Here is a 24523-nt window from a genome sequence, read left to right as displayed (position 1 = left end):
AAATAAAAGCCTCATAATGAAAGCACAAACCACAATTAATATGAACCTTAAGGACATACTAATGTGTGTTGTGCTTTCTTTTTTTATAGTGTTAAATCCACTATACAAAACTATTAATATTTCATACCTTATTATTGGCTTGTTGTGCGTTTCTTTATGCTTTATAAATAGCACTAGATACAGTATAACAGAAAATATACTTCTTTATATTTCATTTGTAGTTGCGCTACTCTTGGTATTTGTAAATCAGTACACCGATGTACTGGGAATTTCATTATTGTTATTTTTTTCAATATCCATTCATAAAAGGATAAGTGCAAATCTTCTATTACTAGTATTGATTCCTATAATTTCAATTTTGATTCTAAAATCTGTTTTATTCTTACAAATAGAAGGTATTTCAAAACTAAACGGATTTTATGTAAACACTTCAATTTTAATCATTTGCTTATCCGTTTTAAAAATGGATAAAATCAATTTAGCGATGCTAATTATATTAATCGTTTTTACAATTTTGTTTTTTATAATAAAATCACGCTTGGGCTTTATAGCTACTTGTAGTTTATTACTATTTAAGATCTTTGATCATTTTAAAAGAACTCGATTAAAAGTTTTAAGTGTGCTTATTTTTTTATCAGTATTGATCCCACTTTTGACTATAAAAAAGATATCTATTACAGGTAGAATGCACATCAATACTTTTATTTTAAATCATTTAGACACCGTAAAGTTTTTTGATTATAATCCTTTTACAAATTGGTATAATCATACTATCATTAATCATAATGTTAGTGAAATGAGTCAGATTATTGGTGAAGTTTACAATGTTGCCTTTAATGATTATTTACAAATACTAATTCAATATGGAATTATTCCATTTAGTATATTCGTAGCACTTAACATGTACATACTCTATATCCTATTAAAAAGAAAAAAAGGACTTTATATCGTTTGTTTTCTAATCATAAACTTAATGCTTCTAACAAGTTATCCTTTCTTTATGACTGCTAGTTTATTCTTCTTAATTCTGTTTTATGTTGAAATTGCAAAAAAAGAGAAGTTATTCAAACTAAATATTTTTAATAAAAACACACTATTTACGAATACTATTTCAATTAAGGTGATCACTATTTTATTATTTTTCACATTAAGTGCTGTTTATTATTACCCAAAATTTGTTTTATTAAAAAATATAGATAATTGTGTTTCTGTAAACACTTTACTTGATTCTAAACTAACGCAACATGCTTTTAAAAATAATGAAATTAAATACTGGGTAGCTAAAGAGTACATCAGTAAAGATTCCAAAAACGCAAAGCGCATACTTCTATATTTAAATGATAAAAATCTCTCATATAATATGCTTTTATTTACAGGCGAAGTTTTTGAGTATTTAGGAGAATATGAGGAAGCTTTTAAGTATTATGAAAAATCTCATATAGTAAGACCTTTTACTTTATTACCTATATACAAACAACTTTTAATTAATGATCATTTAAAGAAAAAACATAAGGTAAATGAGTTATTAAACTTTTATAGAAATATGGAATTAAGAGTAGATAATGATCATACTGATGTAATGAAAAAAGAAATTAATGGGATCATTAAAAAGTATAAATTTTAGATAAAAATAGTTTCATTATAAGAAATTGAAGACTTCGTACGCATATCTAAGTAGTATTCACACTTAATAAATACCTTAAAGGTTAAAAATTTAGAGCGTGTATTTTTTCTTTTTCACAAAGTATAATTCATCACATAAAAATCAATTTGGTCACAAATCACAGGTTAATTTCCATAAAAAACAAAACAATTTTGTAACTTCAAGTCACTTTTTTAATCAAAAAACCGTGACAATAGACAAAATAACAGACTACTTTCAACAAAAACACCAACTCATAGATAACCAATCGTATTATCTAAAACTTTCTGTTGTCATTGGAATTGTGCTTACGATGTTTGTCTACATATTTGATCCGTATGATAACTACTTAGCGATTCCTAAATATGAAATTCCCATAAAAGTCATTCAATTAGGTTACGGAATCAATACAGCTTTGGTGATTTACTTTCTGTATTGGTTGCTTTTTCGTAAACTACAATTTGCCAATGAACATCGACCTTGGAAAACCTATCAGCATTGGTTATTATTAGTTGCCATCATGAGTATTGCCGGATTCATTGGAACCATGTACCATCGCTTTATGATGGATGTTGGTGTAGTTGATACAAATTATTATCTATTTGTCACCATTCCACGATCCATCATGATCAGCATTCCGTTGTTCATCATTACAATTTTATTAGATCAATTATACACAAACAAAGCTGTAAATAATAGAAGTAATGTAGTTGCTCAAGTAACTGTTGACATTGCAAATGAAAAAATTGAATCAGACAAAAAAATCATTCTAAAATCGCCAGACGTAAATCAATGTATTGAAGTCACACCTTCGCAAATTGGCTATATAAAAGCTTCCGGAAACTATGTTGAAATCTATTCCATTGGCGACAAAAAAGCACAACTATTGCGCGCACCATTGCGTTTCATTGCAGAACGACTAAAAAACTATGATTTCATCGTAAAATGCCATCGTCAATACTATGTAAACATTCATAAAATAAATTCGCACAAAGGAAACTCACAACGAATATTACTTTCGTTAGAAAATACAACTACGCTAGTGCCTGTCAGTAAAAGTTACGTAAGAATAGTACTTCTATATTTAAAATAAGGCGAAAAATCATACTATTGCATTCGTCACAAAACACATGCATTCGTCACATTTATTTTCAAATACCTAAAAAAGAAGGTAATATTGGGAATACGTTTTTCAGCACATCATTTCTGCAAAATTTTACTGAAAAACTCAAAACCTAATAACCATATAACCATTAAATTTTAACCATTATGAAAAAAAAAAAAATCAACAAACTAACATTAAACAAAAGTGCAATCTCTAACCTAGACGAAGTTGGTGGAGGATTAGCAGCAGAAGCAGCTTCCAATCCTTGCGTAGTATCTAATCCAAGAAGCGCTTGTGCTACAAAATGTGTAACGAATTGCGGATGGACATGTCCAGCACTTGCATGCGTTGCATCTGGAATACTTTTCTGTTAAGATTCTTAGTATTACGATATAGGAAAGCGAGCTTCGGCTCGCTTTTTTTGTTTCACACAAAACCAAGACTTCTACTCCGCTCAGCATATAACAAGTCTAAGTAAGTTTAATAAATCCAACAATCAAAGGAGTCTAACTAAGTCCAACAAATCCATTATCTGGATGTCCCGTATGTCTGTTACCTCAAGTAACAGATAATACGTGTCTTACCAATTGCTTTGTGAGTTGTTTTTTAACTTGTAAAGCAACCTGCTTCCCTTGCTGGTAGAAACTCATTTAGTATTATGATGAAAAACAAGCTTCAGGTTGCCCAGGAGTTTTGTACACCTTTGACTAATTTTAATTGTACTACACAAAATAATCAATGCGCAAGTAGTGTAGTTGCTTGGTGTAGTGTATCATGCTTTATCTGTTAAGATTACACACAAACACAAATACCAAAAGCGAGCTTCGGCTCGTTTTTTTGTTGAGCACTATTTCTTAATGACCAAATGTACTTGTAAAATGTTCAATTACTGCGTTAGTCGCATAATAATCTAAACACTTTTCAAATTCAAAAATCCGATCGTTAATTCCACCAAGCCAAACGCTTACAGATTCATTTATGCCAAATTCATTTATAAATTCAATTCTATATTCGTGGTATTGCATTCCTAAAAACATTGAAAAGTATCCCAACTGAACACGTGTTTATTCATTTTTTTTAAGGAGTAAAAATCAAGACAAGTTCAGTAAAAATTAAAAACTTAGAAAGTGAATTCTTTATTTTAAAGTAATTTTTTTATATTGGGCAGACTAATTATAAAATAAACCTACTATGCACCAACTAATTTATTTCTCTAACACTGATAGTAATATCATTACACAAACCACAAAACGAAGTTTTCCTTCGGATGCTATGGATAAATCCCTTGGACCTTTAGTTCACATATGCGAAAAAAGAGGTATCATTTATGTAACAGCTCATTTTTGTGCTTCAGTGACCAAAGACCAAATAAAGATTCCAACCTATGTAGAAGTCATAGATAACGGTATTACACTTGATATAGAAAATATTAAAGAAGTAAGTTTGCCAGAAAAAGTTACAGCACGAAATCATTGGGAATTTTGGTTTCAGCCAAAAAATAGTAAGGATGTTTTTGGTTTAGCGAAAATAGAAGTAAATATTGATTTTAACGAAAAAATAGTGAGTTATAATAGCGAATTAGTTACTCCAATTAAGGGATTAAAAAAGATAAAAAAAATCACAAAAAACATAAATTGTATTAGTGAACAAAAGGCTCAAAAAAAGATAGCCAAAATATATAAAATATTGGACTCAATTAAATTTGGAGATCCAAAAAGAGGAACTGTATTCATTCCACCAAAATTATGAGTTTGAAGGTTTTTTAAGAAATCAATTTATTTTCTCATAATGAAAACTATCAACTATTTTATATACATACTATTTTTACTCATTTTTAATACAACATTTGGTCAAAATTCATACATTGATGAATGGTTTTCAACATATTGTGAGTATTGTAAAGCGAATACAAAAACGCAACAAAAAGTAAACGTTACAGCAAGTGCGTGGCACAATGCACATGTAAGTTTTGCGAAAAAGGACTATAAAGAGGCAAAACGATATGTGTTAAATGACAGGGAAACGAATGATACGCTAAAGCTATTACTAGAAAAACATATTTTAGTACAACTAGAAGTTGAAAATGAAGCAAAAAATTACTTCTTAAGCATTAGCAATACACCTAATAAAAGCTTGAAACAATTTGTTTACAAGAGTTTGGGAAAACTATATTTTGACCAACAAAAATACGATTCTACAATTAGCTATTATGACAAAGCAATTGCAATTCCTATAACACAAACACATTATTTTAAAACAGAAATATTTGAAAGTGAAGCTTTTATATATTTGTCAAAGAGAAATTACAAGGCTTCCGATTCATTATCTCAAAAAGTATTACAACTATATAAAAAGAATAACGATTCACTTCAAATTGCTAGAACGTATTCAAACTTAGGAAACCTATACTTTGAGCAATATAAAGACAACATCGCCAAAAAATACTTTGATTCTGCGTATAACTTCTCCAAACCATTGAAAGATTTAGAGCTGAAAAGTCAAATTACATATAATATGTATTTGACTTCGGAAGTTTTTAAAGAGCATAAAAAGGCAATAAATTATTTAAAAGAATACACAATACTCAAAGATTCACTTCAAAAACAAAATACAATATGGCAAGTAGCCAAAGAAAAAGAAACATTTAGTATAGCACAAAAACAAGCTGAAGTAGACATTCAAACCGAACAGCGAAATACATTCATAGCCATTTCCATTGCAATTTTACTCGTATTATTGATCGTTTTTATATTCTACAGAAAATTGGCGCGTCAACACAAAGTGATCAATCAGTTGAATGCAAAGTTGAATGAAACAAATGCAGTCAAAAATCAACTATTCACCATCATTGCACACGATTTAAGAAGTCCAGTAGCGCAATTAAAACAAACATTTCAGTTGCGAAAAGTAGCTGAAAATACCACAATCTCATCAGACAAAAATGTATATAAAATCATTGATTCGTTAAGTTTACTATTAGACAATTTACTCAATTGGGCATTAAGTCAATCCGATTTGCTTTCTGTTCAAAAAGATTGGTTTCCATTATGGCCAATTCTCTCGCAAATAGAGCAACAATACGGCGCATTAATTGCCGAAAAAAACATCGAATTTCACATCAAAGTTCCAAAATCTGTATTAATATTTGGAGACATGGAAATTTTCAAAATCATTATCAGAAACTGTTTAGACAATGCAATAAAATTCACGCCAAAAGGAGGGAAAATTGTCATTTCTGGCGAAATCGAAAACGAATCATTTACGGTATTCATCACAGATTCAGGCATTGGAATTCCGGAAAAAGTACTCAAAAGTATTTTCGAAATCAAATCAAACAAAACACAAAAAGATACATCAGGAAGAAAAAGTTCTGGATTGGGTTTAATGCTTACCAAATCAATGATTGAGCTCAATGGTGGAAGCATTCAAATCAAATCAAATCCCGCTGGCGGAACCATCGTAAACATCTCATTACCATATAAAAACGTAGCATAAAAACCTATGGATAAAATAAATATTTTAATATTTGAAGATAATTTAGAAGAAATAGAAATTCTAAAACAAGCACTTTCCGATAATTACAATATCTGCGGAATTGCTACAAATTATGATGATGGCGTAAAGACTTTCAATGAAAACCTTCCCGATATTGCCATATTAGATATTTTTATAGATCAGGCACGCGACGGAATTCGCTTTGCCGATTACATCAATCATCATCATCCAATTCCGATCTTATTTTTGACCAATTCAAAAGACAAAATATCATTCATCGCTGCCAAAAAACAAAAACCCTACAGCTATTTACTAAAACCAGTGAATCCGTTTGAAATTCGATTTGCTATAGAACTTGCCATCGAAAAATATGTGGATCAAATTGGGCAATTGACGACCAAAGATGAAGCAACTTTACAAATTGACAATACATTACTCATCAAAAAAGGAAATGTCTTAGTCAAAGTTGCCATTGACGATATTTACTATGTAGAATCGGATGATAAATACTGTTACATCTACACCAATGATGCTCGATTTTTAGTTCAAAAAAGCTTAAAAAGTTTTTCTGAAACCTTACCACAAAACTTTGTTTCTATCCACAGAAAATATGTTGTCAATACCAATCAAATCTTATCTGTACATACAAATGATTATACCGTCATTCTCAAAAATAACAAAGATATACCAGTAAGTCAACGTCACCGAAAAGTACTATTAGAGCTCTTTACAATTATCAAATAAAACAGTCAAAACCTTTCCTTTTCTTTTTAAAATTTGGGCGTATCCTTCGCGAAAAACTCAGGTCGGGCTTTAGTGAGTCGCTCTTTCCATTGCATTCCAAGGAGCTCCAACAATCACTCTATCCCTTACGCGAATTTGGATATTAAAACGTGAGTTCGATATAACTTAACTTTTAATGTTTTGTTTTTCAGCATTTTAATTCAAATGTCAAATCGAGCATTATTGAAATTAAAATATATTTTAATTGAAAATACCTAGCGTAGCTATCGAGATTCTATAAAAAAAAGCGTTTTGAAGCTTCTCGACTTTAGTTTATCTTGAGCGGCAGTCGAAAGGCTCGAAGTGACAAAGTATTGATTTTAGTACGCTCGGCAATTATATTACTTATTTCTTATGTCGAACTCATGTTTAAAACAAAATTTTAATCTTTAAGTAATTAACTTTTAGACTAATTATCCATATCTAAAAAGATAAAAATCATTCTTTCCGCACTTTTCATCATTCACACTACATTTTGCTGCGTTCATTGAACAATTCATTAAACGGCTTCATTTCATAACTACATTTACATCGTACAAAAGCAAAAATGATATCATTTTAAAATTAAAAGGCGGAATCTGAAAAGCCTAAAATAGAGTAGGAAAATTAATCAAACTAAAATTTAATATTATGGGTCTATCATTAAAAGAATCATTGGAATTGCACATGGAAATGGGCGCAAACTCTAACTGGGTTCAAACAACGAGTATACAAGAAGCAGTAACTTTAGGAAGAAGTATTCTTAATTACAAAGGAGTATTGCCATTAAACGGAACAAATAAAGGATACTTTGTTAGAATTATTGATGGTGAAGGGAAAACTGTCGAGGGTACGTACAAAAGTTATAATGTAAAAAGTAGCCCAGTTGAAGGACAAATTAAATCTAATTATTTGGATTTTTACAGCAATAACTACACGTTAGAATTTGGACCACACTACTTAGATAGCAATGTACTTTCGGTTGCAGCTACAGCTACTATTATTCAAGGCCAAGCGAAAAGATTTCAGTCATCAAGAATTTTCAAAATTAGCAACCGAACCAATTCTGTATCTTACGACTTTAGTGTACCGCCTTCTATTTTTGATAACAAAACCAATGTAAAAATATACTTGGTGGCAGGAACGGAAATAAAAGGAGAGTCTGCGGCAGTCCAAGGAAAAGTAGTTTCTGTGTCAAGAGAAAGTTATACTGGATTTGGAGATTTGACGTTTGACAAACCATTGAACCATAACGAAAAATACACACTATGTATGGGAATATATAGTTCCGTAAGACAAATAGCAAGTAATACTTTCATTTGGGAATAAATAATTTTCAGATTAGATGTAAATTAAGAAATTAAAAGTGAGCATCAGCTTATAATAATTTAACAAAATAGAAGACGCTGAAATTCTTAGCGTCTTCTATATTTACCATTAGTAAAGCTACATACAACAACTATCTAGACTAACTGATACAATTACATTATCATAATTAGGTTCTATTGATTGCTCTTTCAAAAATTAAAATTTATAAATCGCCACTTTTCATTTTAAATAAGTCCAAAAAGTTCCACAAATCCAACATCCAACAAGTCTAACAAGTCTAAGACAGTCTAACAAAGTCCAACAAAGTCTAAAACAGTCTAACAAAGTCTAAACAGAAATTCCTATCTTGAACCTTTAACCAAAACATTTTAAGATTGAGAAAAATTAGCTACCTCATAATGCTTTGCCTGTTCGTTCAATGTCAAACCACAGAAAAAACAGAAAAAGCAGTTCAAGAAACATCAAAAACGGACGAAATCGTGAAAGTTTCTGGTGAAATTGTCAAACTATCTTCAGCAGAAGCAAGCCGTTTGGCTGCATTGCCATTGCATTGCATTCAAGAAGAATATCCCAACAAACTCAATCAAACCATTGGAAGTGGGGAAGATTTACAATCGCCAAAAGCATTGCATCCAGCATTTTATGGTTGTTTTGATTGGCATTCGTCGGTTCACGGACATTGGTCGTTAGTGACGTTATTGAAACAATTTCCAGACTTAGAAAACAGCGCAGAAATCAGAGAAAAACTAGCGCAAAATATCTCCAAACAAAACATAGAAACCGAAATTCTATACTTCAAAGGAAAATACAGCAAATCGTTTGAACGAACCTATGGCTGGGCTTGGTTGTTAAAACTAGCAGAAGAATTACACACTTGGAATGATCCGTTAGCACGCGAATTGGAAACAAATTTACAACCGTTAACAGACTTGATTGTGCAAGGATATGTGAATTTTTTACCAAAACTCAACTATCCAATTCGCGTTGGAGAGCACACAAACACTGCGTTCGGGCTTACATTTGCGTACGATTATGCCAAGACACTTGAAAATACAGCATTAGCCAATTTAATAGAAAACAGCGCAAAAAAATTCTATCTAAACGATGAAAACTGTCCAATAACTTGGGAGCCAAGCGGATTCGACTTTCTATCGCCATGTTTGGAAGAAGCAGACATTATGCGAAGAATTTTAGGAAAAGACGAATTCAAAACGTGGTTGCACAAATTTTTGCCACAATTAGCCAACAAAGACTTTCAACTTGCACAAGGAAAAGTATCCGATAGAAAAGATGGGAAACTCGTCCATTTAGATGGTGTGAATTTCAGTAGAGCTTGGTGTTTATACGGAATTGCAAATCAATTTCCAGAATATGCACACTTAAAAAAGGTTGCAAACGAGCACATTAACTATTCTTTACCAAGCATTGTAGACGATAATTACAGTGGAACACATTGGTTAGGTTCATTCGCTATTTACGCTTTAAATACTGCTGCAAATGTTCAAATGGACTAAAAATATAGGACCTGGAACGCTCGTAGCCGCAGCGTTTATCGGACCTGGAACCGTAACGGTTTGTACAAAAGCGGGCGTGCAATTTGGCTACAGTTTGCTTTGGGCAATGTTACTATCAATCATTGCAACGATAGTATTACAAGAAATGGCGGCACGAACCGGAATCATCACGCGAAAAGGATTAGCGGAAGTCATCAAAGGACAAATAAGCAATCCAATCGTACGAAACTCAGCTATTTTCTTAATTCTCGGCGCTATTGTCATTGGAAATGCAGCGTACGAAGCAGGAAACATCAGCGGCGCAGCATTAGGCATGCAAGTATTTGGTGAAGCAAACGCAGTAGTATATCCAATTCTAATTGGTGCTATTGCATTCATTGTACTATTCATAGGGAATTACAAAGTGTTGGAACGCAGCTTAGTAACGCTAGTCTTACTCATGAGTATATCGTTTCTAATCACGGCAATTCTAACAAAGCCAGACATTATGGCGATGTTAAAAGGAACATTTGTGCCTACGATTCCAGAAGGTAATGTTTTGATTATTATTGGTTTAATAGGAACAACCGTAGTTCCATACAATCTATTTTTGCACGCTTCTTTAGTGAAAGAAAAATGGAAAACGAAAGAAGATTTATCAATTGCTAGAAAAGACACCGTAATCTCTATTATTTTAGGTGGAATTGTCTCTATGGCAATCATTGTCGCAGCAACTGCAACAACTGGCGGCGATATTACGAATGCATTCGATCTTGCAAAAGGACTAGAGCCATTATATGGAGAATACGCCAAATACTTGCTTGGAATCGGTTTATTTGCCGCAGGAATCACGTCTGCAATTACAGCGCCTTTAGCGGCTGCGTATGTAGCAAAAAGTTGTTTTGGGTGGAAAGGAACATTAAAAGACAACCGTTTTCGTACGGTTTGGGCAATCATCTTAGTACTAGGAGTTGTGTTTTCGTCCTTAAAATTTAATCCTGTAGAAGTCATTACATTTGCACAAGTTGCGAATGGATTATTACTACCAATTGTCGCGATTTTCTTAGTTTGGATTGTAAACAAAGCCAATGTTTTAGGGAAGTACAAGAATTCAATGTTTCAAAATATCTTGGCAATATGTATCATCCTTATCACATTTGTTCTAGGAATAAAAGGAATCATAAGCGTATTTTAATCTGAATAGATTTTAAAACTAATGAACATAAGACTCACTTTACTACTATTTTTTACGGTTCAAACATCTTGGGCGCAACAATGCGATTTTGAGATCACAACAATATCAAATCAATTAAATGGAAAGTCTACACTTATTGAAAAATCTGCATACGAAAAAGTCATTGGAATTTCAGAAGAGTATATAGAATTCACATCAATATCAGAAGCGAAACTAGTCCAAAACTATCCAAAGATCTTCAAGCGTAAAGACTCTTGTTACGAATTCAAAATAAAAATTGATGACGAGACGTGTCTTATTCCATCTGTATTTAAAGCTTGTAAAAACAAGGTGCAAACTAAAGAATACTTAGACTATCAATTCAAAGGAATATATTGTGGAAATGCTTTAATTGAACTCTCAAGCTATGAAAGTTGGGGATTTTTATCTATTGATTTAATAAACGGAATTGCCTTTTATACCATGGGAAAACCGTTGACTTCAAATGGTGTAACTGCAATTTCATACTCAAATTATTATACAGAAGAAGAAGTGGCGTTAACTGATCTAAAAACAAAAAAACAATACATGATCAGTATTGAAGGCTGGACAACAACAGCTTCCAAAGTACATAAAAACGTATATTATTTAAAGCTAGTACGAATGTTTTTAAACGATTGTAAAGAAAAAGTTAAATATTTAAAAGTTGAAATAAATGACTAATTACGCGTTTAAAAAGTCTAGACTCTAAAAGCGAAGCGACCCAAAAACCCAAAACCTAACACCAAAAACCCAAAATGATACATATCAATTGTGATGTTGGAGAAGGCGTAGATAATGAGGAAATCCTCATGCCGTACATCAATGCGTGTAATATTGCGTGTGGCGGACATGCTGGTGATGCGGAAACCATGCACACAGTTGTTGCATTGGCTAAAAAATATCAGGTAGAAATTGGCGCGCATCCTTCGTATCCTGATCGTGTCAATTTTGGACGAGCTTCTATGGAAATGCCAGAAGTTGAATTCATCAAAACGATCCAAAAACAAATCTCTGATTTAGAAAAAATTGTTGTGTTGAATGATGCAAAAATCACACACATAAAACCACATGGTGCTTTGTATAATGATGTGGCAAAAAGTGAAGAAAAAGCACAACTTTTCTTAAAGGCAATTTCAACGTATAAAGACAAATATAAGCTCTATATTTCATACAATTCTGTGATTGAAAAAGCAGCTTTAGAACAAAATTTTAAAGTCTATTATGAAGCGTTTGCTGATCGAAATTACAATGATGATTTGACACTAGTGTCGCGTAAAAAAAGCAATGCTATTATTACCGAAATAGGAGAGGTGATTCAGCATGTTTCTACACTGAAAAATGAGCAAAAAGTATGCACGGTTTCTAGTCAAAAAATCACACTAAAATCAGATACATTTTGTGTGCATTCTGATACGCTAAACGCGATTGAAATTGTACAGCAATTATATTCACATTTTAATACAAAAAAAGACAACTCAAAAACTAAATTCCCAACGTACAAATCGTATGGAAATTCAGGGATGTTAGTAACTTGGGAAGCAAAAATGTCACCAGAAGTACTAAATAAGGTGTTGGAATTCAAAGAGAAAGTGTTGAGTTTTAATATTAAAGTAATAGTTGAGTTAATTCAATCAAATAATTCATTATTAATTGTTTATGATGAATTAAAAGTGAATTTTATAACGCTCCAACATTTGTTGGAAAGGTTGTTTTTGCTAAAAAACGATATCGTACAGACTAAAACATACCATTGTTGGGAAATTCCTGTGTGTTATGATTCAAAATTTGGAATTGATTTGCCAGAAATCGCACAAAAAAATAAGTTGACTATTGACGAAATTATACAATTGCATACAGCTCCAAAATATCAAGTATTTTCAATCGGTTTTTTGCCCGGTTTTTTATACTTAGGCAGACTCGATAAACGCTTGCATATCGATCGTAAATCAACACCGCGATTAGAAGTGACGAAAGGTGCTGTTGGGATTGGCGGAATGCAGACTGGAATCTACCCGAAATCAAGCCCTGGTGGTTGGCAAATCTTAGGCAATTCCCCGATCAATTTTTTTGATGCTTCAAGCGAAAATCCATGTTTTGCAAAAGCGGGCGATTTTATAAAATTTGTTTCAATTTCGTTGGATGAATATCACAATATTTCTGAAGCTGTTTCTAATGGAAATTATGAACTAAAATCAAGTGTAGAATGATGGAAGTTTTACAGAGCGGATTGTATACTTCCATTCAAGATTTTGGGAGGTTTGGATACCGAAATTACGGTGTTCCAATTTCGGGTGTGATGGACGAATATCATGGAGCTTTGGCGAATCAGATTTTAGGAAATGATCAAGATGCAGCCGTATTAGAAATCACATTACAAGGTCCAAGTTTGTATTTTCATGAAGCAACACAAATTGTGATTTGTGGCGCAGATTTATCCCCAAAACTAAACAATCAACCAATCCGATTGAACATTCCGATTCATATTGCTAAAGGCGATCAACTTGATTTTGGCGCACGAAACTATGGTGTTCGAGCGTATTTGGCTGTGCAACATGGATTTCAAACAGAAAAAATATTGGGAAGCCGTAGTTTTTATGATGGAATCACAGTAAAATCACGAATTCAAAAAGGTGATTTTGTTCCGTATCAAGCGACAGCGAAAAAAGTAGAATCGTTTTCAAACATTAAATTGCGACAAGATTTATTCAGCGACAGCGAAATAAACGTGTTTAAAGGCCCAGAATTTGATTTGTTATCAAAACAACAGCGAAAACAGCTATTCAGCACTTCGTTTTCAGTTGGATTGAACAATAGAATGGCGTATCAATTGAACGAATTGGTCACAAATGACTTTCCATCCATCATTACTTCGGCAGTATTACCAGGAACAATTCAATTGACACCATCGGGGAAATTAATAATTTTGATGAAAGATTGCCAAACTACGGGCGGTTATCCGAGAATTCTTCAATTAGACCAAAAAAGTATCAGTATACTTTCGCAAAAACATACTGGAGATAGCATCTATTTTAAGATGCTCTGAGTTTTGTAATATCAATTTCGTCGGAAAGTAATTGCATGGCATCTTCTTCGCTAAGTTTTCCTAAAATATCTTGCGTTCCATCTTTAAAACTATCATGATTTAGAAACAAGCGCCACAACGCACGGATAAATTCGGTATAATTAAGTCCATCATTCCACTGAATATATTTTTCAGCGAATGCTTTATCAATATGTGACTTAATAATCATGCGTGATGCACTTATATTTTTATCTAGCGAGGTCATTTTGGAGGTTTACAGTAGTTTTATTTATATAAGCGAATGTACAGCGTTGTGCGATAGCTGACAAGAGGAAAGTCCCTTAAATAAAGGGGCTTTTTCCCCTTTCTAAAAGGAAATTACCTGAGAATTTTCAAGCATTTTCAGGGTAAGATTCTAGTTATCAGTTTTTTAGCTAAAATTGCACATAAATACTGTGTTTAGAAGTTTTTGAATTGTGGTTCTTTATAGATAACTTGTCGATATAATCAACAATATTATTAAGTATGAGTGACTACAAAACCCCTAAAGAAAAGCTTATAACGAATGAGCAAGCAGCTGAGTTAAATGCTTGTTTCAAAGAAAAGCAAAGCGGCCGGTTTAGCGCCGAAGAAGATGACAGCAATTTTTCTTGCTCTAGTTGGTATTCGCTAGAAGATTTAGAAGGCTACATCAATTATGTAAAGCAGCAAGCTTTGGAGAAGGAAGTAACAGTTGATGGCATTCGATTCTATTTTGGTGTATATCCAGAAAGTACAGATGATGAATCCAAAGCTGGTCAAAACACATTGTTTATGTGTCCTACAACCTCTTCTAGAGAGAATTGCAGTAAAGACATTACTGAGATTCCAGCAATGAATTTAGGAGATCAAGGAAATCCTCCACAAAACGATTATGGAGAATAACATTTTAAATTAATGGAAGAACTACGTTTCTTATCAAAATATTTAGTCCTAGCAGCTGCCTTAATAGGTTTATTTTTTTATCTAGTTAATTATACTAAGCATAAGAAAAAACAGTTTGCTGAGACTGAATATTTTTTATTATCAGTCTTTTTAATGGCTGGTTTCGATTTTTTGGGAAGTAAATTTACTTCATGGTTTGGGATGTTAAATTATCCTGTCTATAACACATATATAATAACATTCATGCTCTTTTATTATTGGTGGTATTTCAGGTTAATAAAGCCTAAGTTTAAAAAGAATTTACTAATTTCTTTTGGACTGTTATTTCTTTGTTTTTCACTAATTAATGTATTTTTCATTCAAAATTTTTATACAGGTATACAAAGTTATACTTATGCTTTAGGAGTAATCTTATTAATAATTTCAATATGCTTTTATTTTGTTGAAATTTTTAAAAGTGATATGGTACTTAATATTACTAAATCTACTCATTTTTGGTTTAGTTTAGGGATTTTATTGTTCCATGGAACGTTTTTACCGTTCCAAGTTGCCTACAAATTTTTCCTTCTTGGAGACCCAAAGATATTCAGTACGGTATTATTTTTCTTGAATTTTGTAATGTGTATATGTTTTATAATTGGATTTTCTACTATGCGTAAAAACTATAACAATCAAATAACTGATGTGTAATGGATAATTCAAGTTTAGAATTAACTGTAGTTGTATCTTCTGCTATTATATTTTTTAGTTCAATTATCTTTACTATACTAATATTAATATTACATAAAAAGAAAACTAAAAAGCTATTAGATTATAGAAAAAATGTAAAATTATTTAATATACAAGGGTAAAAATCATGCAGACTGAAGAAGAAGTTCAAATGTTAGTAGTTGTAGCAACATCGTCTTTAGTGTTGCTTATTTTGTTAATAACCGTTATAATTTTATTTGTATTCTTCCAAAAACGAAAATTAAAGTTTATTCTTGAAAAGAAAGAAGCCGAAAAGAAATACATGGAAGAAATTGCCAAATCGCAAATTGAAATTCAAGAACAGGCACTGCAAAATATGAGTTGGGAATTGCATGATAATATTGGTCAGTTATTATCTGTCGCACGCATGCACATCAACATTTTAGGAACACAACTCACATCTGAAAATAAAGAAAAGCTAGATGATATTAGTGAGATTGTGGGCAAAAGTTTGCAAGAGATTCGATTGTTGTCTAAAACCATGAATACGGAAATTATCCAAAACATGGGACTTGTGAAGTCAGTAGAAGTAGAGTTGGATCGATTTAATAAGTTAAACTTTTTAGTCGCAAAATTAGAGGTTGTAGGAGAAGAAAGAGAACTTGATATTAAGGAAGAAATCATTTTGTTCCGTATCATGCAAGAATTCTTTTCAAATGCCATCAAACATTCCAAAGCAAATAAATTAGATGTAACTATTACTTTTGAGTCAGATCGATTAATTATCTTAGCGCAAGATGATGGTGTTGGTTTTGACGAAGGAGAAATAGAAAAAGGATCAGGATTAATTAATATGAAAAGCCGCGCAGCAATCATAAATGCGGAATTTAGTATGAAATCTGCTAAAAATAAAGGAGTTTCCTTAACTTTATCCTATCCCTATAAAAAATAGTATGAAAAAACATTCAGTTGTTATTGTCGATGATCATTTGCTTTTTGCCCAATCATTACAAGGTTTGGTAAATGCATTTGATGAGTTTGAGGTTTTGTACCATGTAAAGAATGGAAGCGAACTGATAAAGAAGTTATTAGAATCTGAAAATGTCCCAGATATCATTTTATTAGATATCAATATGCCTGTGATGAATGGCTTTGAGACGATGGAATGGATCAAAGAAAATCGCCCAAGGATTCAAGTATTGGCACTTTCTATGGACGATCATGAAGAAACCATTATACGAATGTTGCGCTTAGGCGCGAAAGGATATCTACTGAAAGACATTCATCCCGAAATATTTTATAAAGCCCTAAATGAAGTCATTTCTAATGGAATTTACTACTCTGAACGTGTTGCTACCACACTACTAAATACGCTGCACGGAGGAAATGATAATGAAGTCAAAAACGGTAAAAAATTGAAAGACACGGAATTAACGTTCTTAAAATTGGCGTGTACCGAAATGACCTATAAAGAAATTGCGCAAGAAATGTGTTTGAGTCCAAAAACCATTGACGGTTATCGCGAATCGTTATTCAAACATTTCAAAGTAAAAAGCAGAATAGGCTTGGTTTTATACGCAATTCGTAACAATATGGTTGCTAGTAAATAGTTTGTGTTTAGTATTGAGAAATTAGTAGTGAGTATTGAGATTTTTTAGTTTTCATAACTCATAACTCATAACTCATAACTCATAACTCATAACTCATAACTCAAAATACGTAGTTTCAAATGGCACTCTGAATTGTGGTCCGTACACTCCATTTTCATCGCGAACGCCGCAACCAATAACCATATTGATTTCAGCACCACGCGGAAGTTTTAAAATCTTTTTGACGCGTAACGTATCGCTGCCTTCCATCGGGCAAGTATCATAACCAATTGCTGCCATGCTAATCATGAAGTTTTGGGCTGCCAAACCTGCACTTTTGTGTGCTACAATGCGTAAATCGCTCAAGCGAACTTGTCTGTATACTGGTCTGAATAATCCAATACAATTAAAAACGACATATTTTAACCAACCATAAATACCTAGAAACTCTGCATAAATTGGCGGAATTAACTTTTGGTAATAGTTTAAAGCAAATTTTTCTCTCCGCGAATATTCTTGTTTGGGTTTATCGCCATATAAGCTCTTCAAGAAATCTACATTTGCCTTAGCGCGTTGTTTCCATAAATCTTTTCGGGCAACAACAACGACCAATTGTTTTGCGGTTTTTGCGGCATTCTGTCCCAAACAAGCTTCCGTTAATTGTTTCAAAACGGCTTCATCTGTTACATGATAAAACTCCCATAACTGTAAATTACTACTTGTAGGTGCTAGCACAGCATTTTTAACGCATTGTTTCACTTTTTCGGTGTCAATCTCAATGTCTTTGTCAAAAACGCGCACAGAGCGTCTGTATTGAATAGCTTCGGTAACTGTTTTTTCTGGAGTCATGCTACAAACATACCAATCATTTTGTTAAAAATAGTATTAGGAATAGGAATTAATTTCTAGATATAATTGGACTAAAAATATTTCAGAAATGATTTTAAAACTTTCAATTTCCCTCTGTATGGTGCATAGCGCATCGGAATATCGAGCCAAGTAGCTTTGTTTGTGATTGATTTTTTATGTGAAAAGACATCAAAACTTCTTCTGCCATGATACGCGCCCATTCCGCTATGTCCAACACCACCAAACGGCAATCTATGATTTACAAAATGTGTCACGGTATCATTAATGGCACCACCACCAAACGAATGCCGTTCTATCATGCGATTGGCGAATTTTTTATCGTTAGAAAAAACATATAATGCTAATGGTTTTTCATACTTAGCAATAATATCACTAATATCTTCCAAGGTTGAATATACTTGAATCGGTAAAATAGGTCCGAAGATTTCATCTTTCATGACTTCGCTATCAAACGCTGGTTCATCTAAAACTGTTGGCGCCATGTACAAATCGTCTTTATCAACGATTCCGCCATGTAATACATTTTCACCTGCTAATAGTGCTTCCAAACGATTAAAATTCTTTTCGTTGACAATTCTTGGATAATCGGGTGATTCTTGTGGGTTTTCGCCATAAGCAGCTTCAATTTCTTCAATCAATGCTTTTATAAAGTCAAACTTTGCTTGCGCTTGTACAATCAAATAATCTGGAGCGATACAGGTTTGTCCTGCATTTAAAAATTTCCCCCACACAATGCGTTTGGCAGTTAATTTAAAATCGGAATGCAAGTCTACAATACATGGGTTTTTTCCACCAAGTTCTAAGGTAACAGGCGTTAAATTTGGCGCAGCTGCTTTTGCAATGATTTTTCCAACAGGCACGCTTCCTGTAAAGAAAATATAATCCCAACGTTCTGCTAATAATTCTTGAGAAATAGCAACGCCGCCTTGTACGACTTTCACATGGTTTTCTTCAAAAACTTCTGAAATAATTTCTGCTAGTATTTTTGAGGTATTTGGTGTTAATTCAGACGGTTTTAAAACAACGGTGTTTCCGGCAGCAACAGCGCCAATTAAAGGTGCTAAGGCCAACTGATATGGATAATTCCACGGCGAAATAATTAGCGTAGTTCCGTAAGGTTCTGAATGAATTCTATCTTTCGATGGAAAGTTTAATAATGCTGGCAATACACGTTTTGGACGTGCCCATGATCTCATCTTTTTGATGGTTAACTTCAACTCAGCAATCACAATACTTGTTTCGGTAAGTACCGCTTCAAATTTTGGTTTCTTAAAATCAGCATATAAGGCGTCACAAATATCGTTTTCACGTTTTTTGATTTCTTTTAAGAGCTTTTTTAATGAATTTCTTCGATACGTACTATTTTGTGTGCGTCGCGTTTTAAAAAACTCTTTTTGTGCTAATACGATATCGGAGCAGTTGTATTCCATGAGTATTGTTGTGTAATCGATTGGGCTAAATTATCAAATTTTCCTGTTTCGGCGTATTGTTTTATTGTCGTTGGATTGAAATTTCCGTTTAAGTATAAAACCGTATGTTTTTCACCAGCTGTGGTATGTACGATAACTTCTTTAATAACATTTCCTTGTTCACGAACCGAAACTAAGGTACGTTTTAATAAATCATTCTTTCTATAAATATCTGTAAAACGTTCGTTTGTGAGTTGATTGATTTCTGCCTGAACTGCTTGTGCTGCCGATTTATTTTTGGGTTGTAATTGTATGTAGCGAAGATCGTTTACATTGGCTAAAACCGAATTCATTTCTGGCGAAAGTCCTTTTAAAACCGCAAACATAAATCGCGGAACTTGCATTGCCGTTACTTTGTCATCATTTTTGTGTGCATTGTAAAAAGTTGACATTTTGTAATAACTTCCACAAGAGGAAAAGAGTAAAACACTCAGTATCAATATCATTTTCTTCATCACCGACGTTTTAGAATTTGTATAAAAATAAGTGTAAATTACTATTTTTATTTTAAAATCAAGGTGTTTTTTGAGGTGCGTTTGATTTCTTCCGTATTCAACATCATTTTTCTAAATTTCCCTTGAATGTACAGTTCCGCTTGATCTTGATAATGAGGACTGAACGGATTTCCCGATTGTCCCGTTGGTAAAATGCTCATGCCATTTTCAATATCTGAAAAATCAACAACTCGTCGTGTAGAAGGTCCGAAATAAACTTTGTATTCACCTGAATCATCATAATGATACCCAAGATTGTTAATGACTTCACGCGTTCCCGCGACTTCATACGGACCTACATTAAAATACGGACGCAAGGTTTCCACTTGTCCCATTGGATGCGGATGTTCTACAGTATGTACTTTATTCCACGTCCAAGCGTTTACATCATTGCCTAATTGTGTTTCTAACAATGCAATGGCTTCTTTGAATGATTCTAGTAAGATGTCTTTTCTAGTTTCTTTCTTTTCTGTGGAAACGTTATCGTACCAAATAGATTCTTGGTAGAGTAGTGGCGCAGTGAATCGTTTTGCAATATGCGTTTTTATAAGTTGATCAAATGTTTCTTTGTCCAACTCGTCGGTAAATGTATTTTTTAGGTATTGATAGATAAATTTATGATATATAGTTGGCGCAATATCTGTGAGTTGATTGTCGCCATTCCAGTTTTTTAATATGTTGATCGCTTCTTTTTCTTTGGCAGAAAAATTACTGCTTTCAATTACTTTTATGACTTCTTGAATCGCCGCTACATGTGTTTTTGCTGTCACATCAAGTGTCATATTCATCATATCATCTTTTGTCCAATCACTTTTCTGTTCGATGAGTTCTTTGATGCGTTTTGCTCTATTTTCGGGTAAATAATACCCAGGATATAAATCTTTGGCAATACTATCTGGTTGATTGTTGGCAGAATAGACATAATTCCACGGTGGATTTACAGCACCAGGATTTTCATCCGATTTCATGTATCGAATTTTTTCGTTTGCACCTGAAGCACCATCTAAAATTAATTTTGAATTTACATGTGATGGACGTTCAAAGAGTTGTCCGACCGCATACCAACCAATATTATCTTCTGCATCGCCATACATTAAATTTAAACCTGGCGCGTGAATTTTAGGTAAACATTCTTCAAATTCAGCTTGATTGTTTGCATGTGACATAATGTAACAGGCTTCCAAAACCTGATTTTTGTGATGTACATATGCCCAAGACATCGCAACAGGTTGTTCGTAATTGATTCCGTCCGCAATTTGATTTAAAATTGGTCCATGACGCGATATTTTATACGTCAATTCCACAGGTTCACCATCTTTTACTTGAATCGTTTTGGTACGTGTTTCATAGGTTTCCCAACCAGTTGGCGTTTTATACGAATTGTCGTCATTCGGTTTGTTTTCTTCCCAATAGAAATCAATATCATCATTTTCAAACATCGTCATTCCGTAGGCTATTTTTCGGTTGTGACCTAATAATGGAAAAGGGGTTCCTGCCAAGTGATATCCGTACATTTCATAGGTTGGTGTATGCACATGTGCTTCATACCAAACCGAAGGTTGCGAAAATCCAATATGTGGATCATTGGCAAATAATACTTTTCCTGTAGCTGTTTTTTGTGGCGCAATCACCCAACTGTTACTTCCAATAAATTGCGGAATTGGCAATGGATTTAATGCATTGTGAACAGAAGTTACCAATGTATTTTTGATGGCAGTTCTAGCTTTTGAAGGATAATTGTGCAAAAGTGTCGTTTTTGGATCTACATGAACGCCTAAATCTGCCAGATATTCGTTGCCAAGTTTTTGTTGTATATCGGTTAGTAATGGATCTGTTTTGTGTGCCATTGCGAAGCTAAACGCCATGTAACCAATGATGTTGTGAATATCCTTAATGGTGAATTCGGTTTTGTCCGTTCCCGTAAGGTAAAATTCAATTGGTGTAGCGCCATTTGCGACAAATTGATTGATTCCGTTGATGTATGCTTGCGCGAGTTTGTAACTCTGTGAGTTTTTATCGAGTTCTAATAAAGTTTGTTCGGAAGCTTCATCAATCCCTGAAGCGGCAAAAAAGCGATCCGTATCGAGTAATTTTTCTCCAAATAATTCTGATAATCTTCCCGGTGCAATTCTGCGAATGAGTTCCATTTGCCATAAACGATCTTGTGCGTGTACATAGCCTAACGCCGTAAACGCATCGGGTTCATTGTTAGCATAAATATGTGGAATTCCGTATGTATCGTAATGAATGGTGACTTCTTCTTGAAGGTTTTCAATATCGAGTGTTCCGTCGTAGGTTGGCAATAAGGTGGTGTAAAACCAAAATCCTGCAATAAAAATAACAAGCAATAGGATTCCGATAATTTTAGCAGCTTTTTTCAATGTGAATCATTTTTTTTTAAAACTACAAAAATTTATTTAGAGTTTGGAAGTTAAAATTTTGGGGTTTGGTTGCTAGTTTTGGTGCTAAGAATTTTCTTCTTAAACGATAATTTTAAAGTTTCACTATACGAGTTTAATCGTCACCCTTAGTCTTTCCTATTTCTTCTAATTTTTCTTGATATTTTTTTACATTAATTAATGTTTCATTGGTTAAAAACATGTTCTTACAATTCATAAATAACGAGTATAATACTCTTTTTAATAATGGATTAATTCCTACATTGAATGGACTAATTTAAACCATGATAATTATGAAACTAAAAATTATTTTTTTCGGATTTTCTTTATTAATATCTAATTTAATGTTTGCGCAAGTGCCACACGATATTAATGTCGCTAGTAATGGTGACGCAGAACGAGTTGCTAGATTTAAAGTACAAGACGAAGCAAGAGACTTCCTTGAAATTACTAATTCAACAAATCAGACAGGGAAATTTATTCCGTCTATTTGGGCACATCAACAATCAGATAATAGATATGTGTTAAGGAATTTCGCTACAACAACTTCTGCATTTGATACTGGAAGTATTCCTCTGATGATATTCAGAGCAGAGCTTAGAAACAATATTAATTTGAATGCTCCGAGTGGAGGATCATTTCCTTGGGGAACATCAGCGAGCAATGTAGTTAATAGGCCTGTGTTTGCTTGGGAAAATGGTAATACACAGTTAATGACATTACGTGCAAATGGAAATTTAGGGTTGGGAACTACAACTCCAAGTGCTAGACTGCATACAAATGGAGCTGTTAGGTTTCAAAATCTTTCTAATGGAACTACTGCTACTTTTATGTTAGGAACTGATACAAGTGGAAATGTACGAGAATATCCTGTTCCGAGTGGTGGTGGAAGCTCAGATGCCGATTGGTTTAAAACAACAGGAGGCATTCCAACATCGATAAACGATAATATTTATACCAATGGACAAGTTGGTATTGGGACTTCAAGTCCAACGGCTCAACTTCATACAACAGGAAAACTTCGGTTCGAAAATCTTCCTTTTGCAAGAAGTGCTACTTATATTTTGGGAACTGATGCTAATGGTAATGTACAACAGTATTCTAATAATTTTAATGGTGTATCATTAAGATGCTTGTTAGTATCACCTCAAACCCCAACTAACCGTTTAACAAAAGTAACAAGTAGTGGTGATCTTACATGTAGTCAAGTATTCGATAATGGCACTAATGTAGGAGTAGGAACTGTCACACCTACATATAAACTAAGTGTAAATGGTCCTGTTCATTCAATGGCAAATATTTTTATATCGGATAAAAAGTTTAAGAAAAACATAGTTGCTATTGAAAATCCTTTAGAAACGCTACTGAAACTTAATGGAAAAAAATATGATTGGAGAGTTGGTGAATTTGACCAATATGACTTTACGGACCGTAAACAAATTGGTTTTATTGCCCAAGAAGTAAAACAAATCATTCCAGAAATTGTACATGTTGATAAAAGTGGTGAGCATAGCATGAACTATACAGCACTTATTCCTGTATTAGTTGAAGCTATCAAGGAACAGCAGAATCAAATTATATTACTTGAAAATAAACTTTCAGACATAGAGCAATTATCATCATCTACAGATGAAGGATTAAAACTTGGTGATAGAACATCGTTCTCTACAAATTACCCTAATCCATTTAATACAACAACAACAGTTGACTATTTCATTTTAAAGACAGTAAATAGTGCAAAAATCATTATCTATGATTCTAATGGAACCACAATTAATACTTTTAAACTTGATGAAAGAGGAAGAAAGTCTCAATTAGTAATTAATAAAGATAGCCTTAAATCGGGTATTTATTTCTACACATTAATTGCTGATAATATTGTTATGGGAACAAAAAAGATGATTGTGAAATAAAAATGAATATTAATATTTAGAGGTTGTCTAAAAAGTCTTGAAAAGCGGCATTCAGAATCTCAACGTGCTAATTTTCATGGATTATGTGAAACTGAATTAAGTTCAGTTTGA

At 33.1% G+C, this 24523-nt stretch carries 23 protein-coding genes; 17 read left to right on the top strand and 6 right to left on the bottom strand.

The features are described from left to right. Positions 1-16 precede the first annotated feature (16 nt). The 3 genes from H2O64_RS17550 to H2O64_RS17540 all read left to right on the top strand — a co-directional run bounded on the left by H2O64_RS17550 (position 17) and on the right by H2O64_RS17540 (position 3121). Positions 17-1624 carry an O-antigen ligase family protein gene (locus H2O64_RS17550; protein ID WP_187563515.1) on the top strand — a complete coding sequence of 536 codons (1608 nt, stop codon included), beginning with the start codon at positions 17-19 and terminating at the stop codon, positions 1622-1624. Between the two features lie 226 nt (positions 1625-1850). Beyond that, positions 1851-2735: a DUF6962 family protein gene (locus H2O64_RS24330; protein WP_187563514.1), complete on the top strand. Its 885-nt coding sequence runs from the start codon at positions 1851-1853 to the stop codon at positions 2733-2735. Positions 2736-2911: 176 nt separating this feature from the next. Further along, positions 2912-3121 (top strand): class I lanthipeptide, encoded by a 210-nt coding sequence (locus tag H2O64_RS17540; RefSeq protein ID WP_187563513.1) that lies wholly within the window; start codon positions 2912-2914, stop codon positions 3119-3121. A gap of 480 nt (positions 3122-3601) precedes the next feature. Here H2O64_RS17540 and H2O64_RS17535 read toward each other — a convergent pair whose 3' ends face one another. Further along, positions 3602-3799 (bottom strand): hypothetical protein, encoded by a 198-nt coding sequence (locus H2O64_RS17535; protein ID WP_187563512.1) that lies wholly within the window; start codon positions 3797-3799, stop codon positions 3602-3604. 139 nt (positions 3800-3938) lie between these two features. Between H2O64_RS17535 and H2O64_RS17530 the strand changes: the two genes are divergently transcribed. The 9 genes from H2O64_RS17530 to H2O64_RS17485 all read left to right on the top strand — a co-directional run bounded on the left by H2O64_RS17530 (position 3939) and on the right by H2O64_RS17485 (position 14085). Beyond that, positions 3939-4496, top strand: coding sequence for a hypothetical protein (locus H2O64_RS17530; protein ID WP_187563511.1), 558 nt, complete (start codon positions 3939-3941; stop codon positions 4494-4496). A gap of 39 nt (positions 4497-4535) precedes the next feature. After that, positions 4536-6242 carry a tetratricopeptide repeat-containing sensor histidine kinase gene (locus H2O64_RS17525; protein ID WP_187563510.1) on the top strand — a complete coding sequence of 569 codons (1707 nt, stop codon included), beginning with the start codon at positions 4536-4538 and terminating at the stop codon, positions 6240-6242. 6 nt (positions 6243-6248) lie between these two features. Continuing rightward, complete coding sequence (locus H2O64_RS17520) at positions 6249-6986, top strand: LytR/AlgR family response regulator transcription factor (RefSeq protein ID WP_187563509.1); 738 nt, start codon at positions 6249-6251, stop codon at positions 6984-6986. A 669-nt stretch (positions 6987-7655) separates the two neighbouring features. After that, a complete protein-coding gene (locus H2O64_RS17515; RefSeq protein WP_187563508.1) occupies positions 7656-8333 on the top strand; it encodes a hypothetical protein in 678 nt (225 codons plus the stop codon). Between the two features lie 374 nt (positions 8334-8707). After that, positions 8708-9847: a DUF2891 domain-containing protein gene (locus tag H2O64_RS17510; protein WP_235982922.1), complete on the top strand. Its 1140-nt coding sequence runs from the start codon at positions 8708-8710 to the stop codon at positions 9845-9847. Next, a complete protein-coding gene (locus H2O64_RS17505) occupies positions 9831-11021 on the top strand; it encodes an Nramp family divalent metal transporter (protein ID WP_187563507.1) in 1191 nt (396 codons plus the stop codon). Before H2O64_RS17510 ends, H2O64_RS17505 begins: the two co-directional genes overlap by 17 nt. Positions 11022-11042: 21 nt before the next feature. Then, a complete protein-coding gene (locus H2O64_RS17500) occupies positions 11043-11723 on the top strand; it encodes a hypothetical protein (RefSeq protein WP_187563506.1) in 681 nt (226 codons plus the stop codon). 74 nt (positions 11724-11797) lie between these two features. After that, positions 11798-13249: a 5-oxoprolinase subunit PxpB gene (pxpB, locus tag H2O64_RS24325; protein ID WP_317173841.1), complete on the top strand. Its 1452-nt coding sequence runs from the start codon at positions 11798-11800 to the stop codon at positions 13247-13249. Next, positions 13246-14085 (top strand): 5-oxoprolinase subunit C family protein, encoded by an 840-nt coding sequence (locus H2O64_RS17485; RefSeq protein ID WP_187563505.1) that lies wholly within the window; start codon positions 13246-13248, stop codon positions 14083-14085. Before pxpB ends, H2O64_RS17485 begins: the two co-directional genes overlap by 4 nt. Here H2O64_RS17485 and H2O64_RS17480 read toward each other — a convergent pair. After that, positions 14072-14293 (bottom strand): hypothetical protein, encoded by a 222-nt coding sequence (locus H2O64_RS17480; protein ID WP_187563504.1) that lies wholly within the window; start codon positions 14291-14293, stop codon positions 14072-14074. The two genes, H2O64_RS17485 and H2O64_RS17480, sit on opposite strands and share 14 nt — an antisense overlap. A 296-nt stretch (positions 14294-14589) precedes the next feature. On the opposite strand from H2O64_RS17480, the gene H2O64_RS17475 reads away from it, so the two are divergent. The 4 genes from H2O64_RS17475 to H2O64_RS17460 all read left to right on the top strand — a co-directional run bounded on the left by H2O64_RS17475 (position 14590) and on the right by H2O64_RS17460 (position 17288). Further along, on the top strand, positions 14590-14988 hold the full coding sequence (locus tag H2O64_RS17475) for a hypothetical protein (RefSeq protein ID WP_187563503.1): 399 nt from the start codon (positions 14590-14592) through the stop codon (positions 14986-14988). Positions 14989-15000: 12 nt separating this feature from the next. Then, a complete protein-coding gene (locus H2O64_RS17470; RefSeq protein ID WP_187563502.1) occupies positions 15001-15678 on the top strand; it encodes a hypothetical protein in 678 nt (225 codons plus the stop codon). Positions 15679-15844: 166 nt separating this feature from the next. After that, a complete protein-coding gene (locus H2O64_RS17465) occupies positions 15845-16630 on the top strand; it encodes a sensor histidine kinase (RefSeq protein ID WP_187563501.1) in 786 nt (261 codons plus the stop codon). A 1-nt stretch (position 16631) separates the two neighbouring features. Then, the gene (locus H2O64_RS17460; protein WP_187563500.1) at positions 16632-17288 is read left to right on the top strand and encodes a response regulator; all 657 of its coding nucleotides are present in this window, start codon (positions 16632-16634) and stop codon (positions 17286-17288) included. Positions 17289-17381: 93 nt separating this feature from the next. On the opposite strand, the gene H2O64_RS17455 is transcribed toward H2O64_RS17460, so the two are convergent. The 4 genes from H2O64_RS17455 to H2O64_RS17440 form a co-directional block, all read right to left on the bottom strand. Beyond that, positions 17382-18116, bottom strand: coding sequence for a nitroreductase family protein (locus H2O64_RS17455; protein ID WP_187563499.1), 735 nt, complete (start codon positions 18114-18116; stop codon positions 17382-17384). Positions 18117-18187: 71 nt separating this feature from the next. Next, a complete protein-coding gene (locus H2O64_RS17450; protein WP_187563498.1) occupies positions 18188-19567 on the bottom strand; it encodes an aldehyde dehydrogenase in 1380 nt (459 codons plus the stop codon). After that, a complete protein-coding gene (locus tag H2O64_RS17445; RefSeq protein WP_187563497.1) occupies positions 19537-20061 on the bottom strand; it encodes a DUF4252 domain-containing protein in 525 nt (174 codons plus the stop codon). The genes H2O64_RS17450 and H2O64_RS17445 overlap by 31 nt, the downstream gene beginning before the upstream one ends. Before the next feature lie 47 nt (positions 20062-20108). Beyond that, positions 20109-22481, bottom strand: a complete 2373-nt coding sequence (locus H2O64_RS17440; RefSeq protein WP_187563496.1) for a penicillin acylase family protein — start codon at positions 22479-22481, stop codon at positions 20109-20111. Positions 22482-22792: 311 nt separating this feature from the next. On the opposite strand from H2O64_RS17440, the gene H2O64_RS17435 reads away from it, so the two are divergent. After that, the gene (locus H2O64_RS17435) at positions 22793-24412 is read left to right on the top strand and encodes a tail fiber domain-containing protein (RefSeq protein ID WP_187563495.1); all 1620 of its coding nucleotides are present in this window, start codon (positions 22793-22795) and stop codon (positions 24410-24412) included. The last annotated feature ends 111 nt before the right edge of the window (positions 24413-24523 follow it).

Source organism: Kordia aestuariivivens (assembly GCF_014397005.1).
GTDB lineage: Bacteria > Bacteroidota > Bacteroidia > Flavobacteriales > Flavobacteriaceae > Kordia > Kordia aestuariivivens.
Note: the sequence above shows the minus strand (reverse complement) of the source record. Positions and strands in the feature narration are given on the sequence as shown.

Excerpts from the sequence above, each read along its gene's own strand:
- H2O64_RS17470 (WP_187563502.1), top strand. The coding sequence starts at position 15,001 with ATGGAAGAACTACGTTTCTTATCAAAATATTTAGTCCTAGCAGCTGCC.
- H2O64_RS17480 (WP_187563504.1), bottom strand. The coding sequence starts at position 14,293 with ATGATTATTAAGTCACATATTGATAAAGCATTCGCTGAAAAATATATT.
- H2O64_RS17500 (WP_187563506.1), top strand. The coding sequence starts at position 11,043 with ATGAACATAAGACTCACTTTACTACTATTTTTTACGGTTCAAACATCT.
- H2O64_RS17450 (WP_187563498.1), bottom strand. The coding sequence starts at position 19,567 with ATGGAATACAACTGCTCCGATATCGTATTAGCACAAAAAGAGTTTTTT.
- H2O64_RS17525 (WP_187563510.1), top strand. The coding sequence starts at position 4,536 with ATGAAAACTATCAACTATTTTATATACATACTATTTTTACTCATTTTT.
- H2O64_RS17515 (WP_187563508.1), top strand. The coding sequence starts at position 7,656 with ATGGGTCTATCATTAAAAGAATCATTGGAATTGCACATGGAAATGGGC.
- H2O64_RS17475 (WP_187563503.1), top strand. The coding sequence starts at position 14,590 with ATGAGTGACTACAAAACCCCTAAAGAAAAGCTTATAACGAATGAGCAA.
- H2O64_RS17435 (WP_187563495.1), top strand. The coding sequence starts at position 22,793 with ATGAAACTAAAAATTATTTTTTTCGGATTTTCTTTATTAATATCTAAT.
- H2O64_RS17460 (WP_187563500.1), top strand. The coding sequence starts at position 16,632 with ATGAAAAAACATTCAGTTGTTATTGTCGATGATCATTTGCTTTTTGCC.
- H2O64_RS17485 (WP_187563505.1), top strand. The coding sequence starts at position 13,246 with ATGATGGAAGTTTTACAGAGCGGATTGTATACTTCCATTCAAGATTTT.
- pxpB (WP_317173841.1), top strand. The coding sequence starts at position 11,798 with ATGATACATATCAATTGTGATGTTGGAGAAGGCGTAGATAATGAGGAA.
- H2O64_RS17455 (WP_187563499.1), bottom strand. The coding sequence starts at position 18,116 with ATGACTCCAGAAAAAACAGTTACCGAAGCTATTCAATACAGACGCTCT.
- H2O64_RS17530 (WP_187563511.1), top strand. The coding sequence starts at position 3,939 with ATGCACCAACTAATTTATTTCTCTAACACTGATAGTAATATCATTACA.
- H2O64_RS17465 (WP_187563501.1), top strand. The coding sequence starts at position 15,845 with ATGCAGACTGAAGAAGAAGTTCAAATGTTAGTAGTTGTAGCAACATCG.
- H2O64_RS17550 (WP_187563515.1), top strand. The coding sequence starts at position 17 with ATGAAAGCACAAACCACAATTAATATGAACCTTAAGGACATACTAATG.
- H2O64_RS17445 (WP_187563497.1), bottom strand. The coding sequence starts at position 20,061 with ATGAAGAAAATGATATTGATACTGAGTGTTTTACTCTTTTCCTCTTGT.
- H2O64_RS17505 (WP_187563507.1), top strand. The coding sequence starts at position 9,831 with ATGTTCAAATGGACTAAAAATATAGGACCTGGAACGCTCGTAGCCGCA.
- H2O64_RS17520 (WP_187563509.1), top strand. The coding sequence starts at position 6,249 with ATGGATAAAATAAATATTTTAATATTTGAAGATAATTTAGAAGAAATA.
- H2O64_RS17540 (WP_187563513.1), top strand. The coding sequence starts at position 2,912 with ATGAAAAAAAAAAAAATCAACAAACTAACATTAAACAAAAGTGCAATC.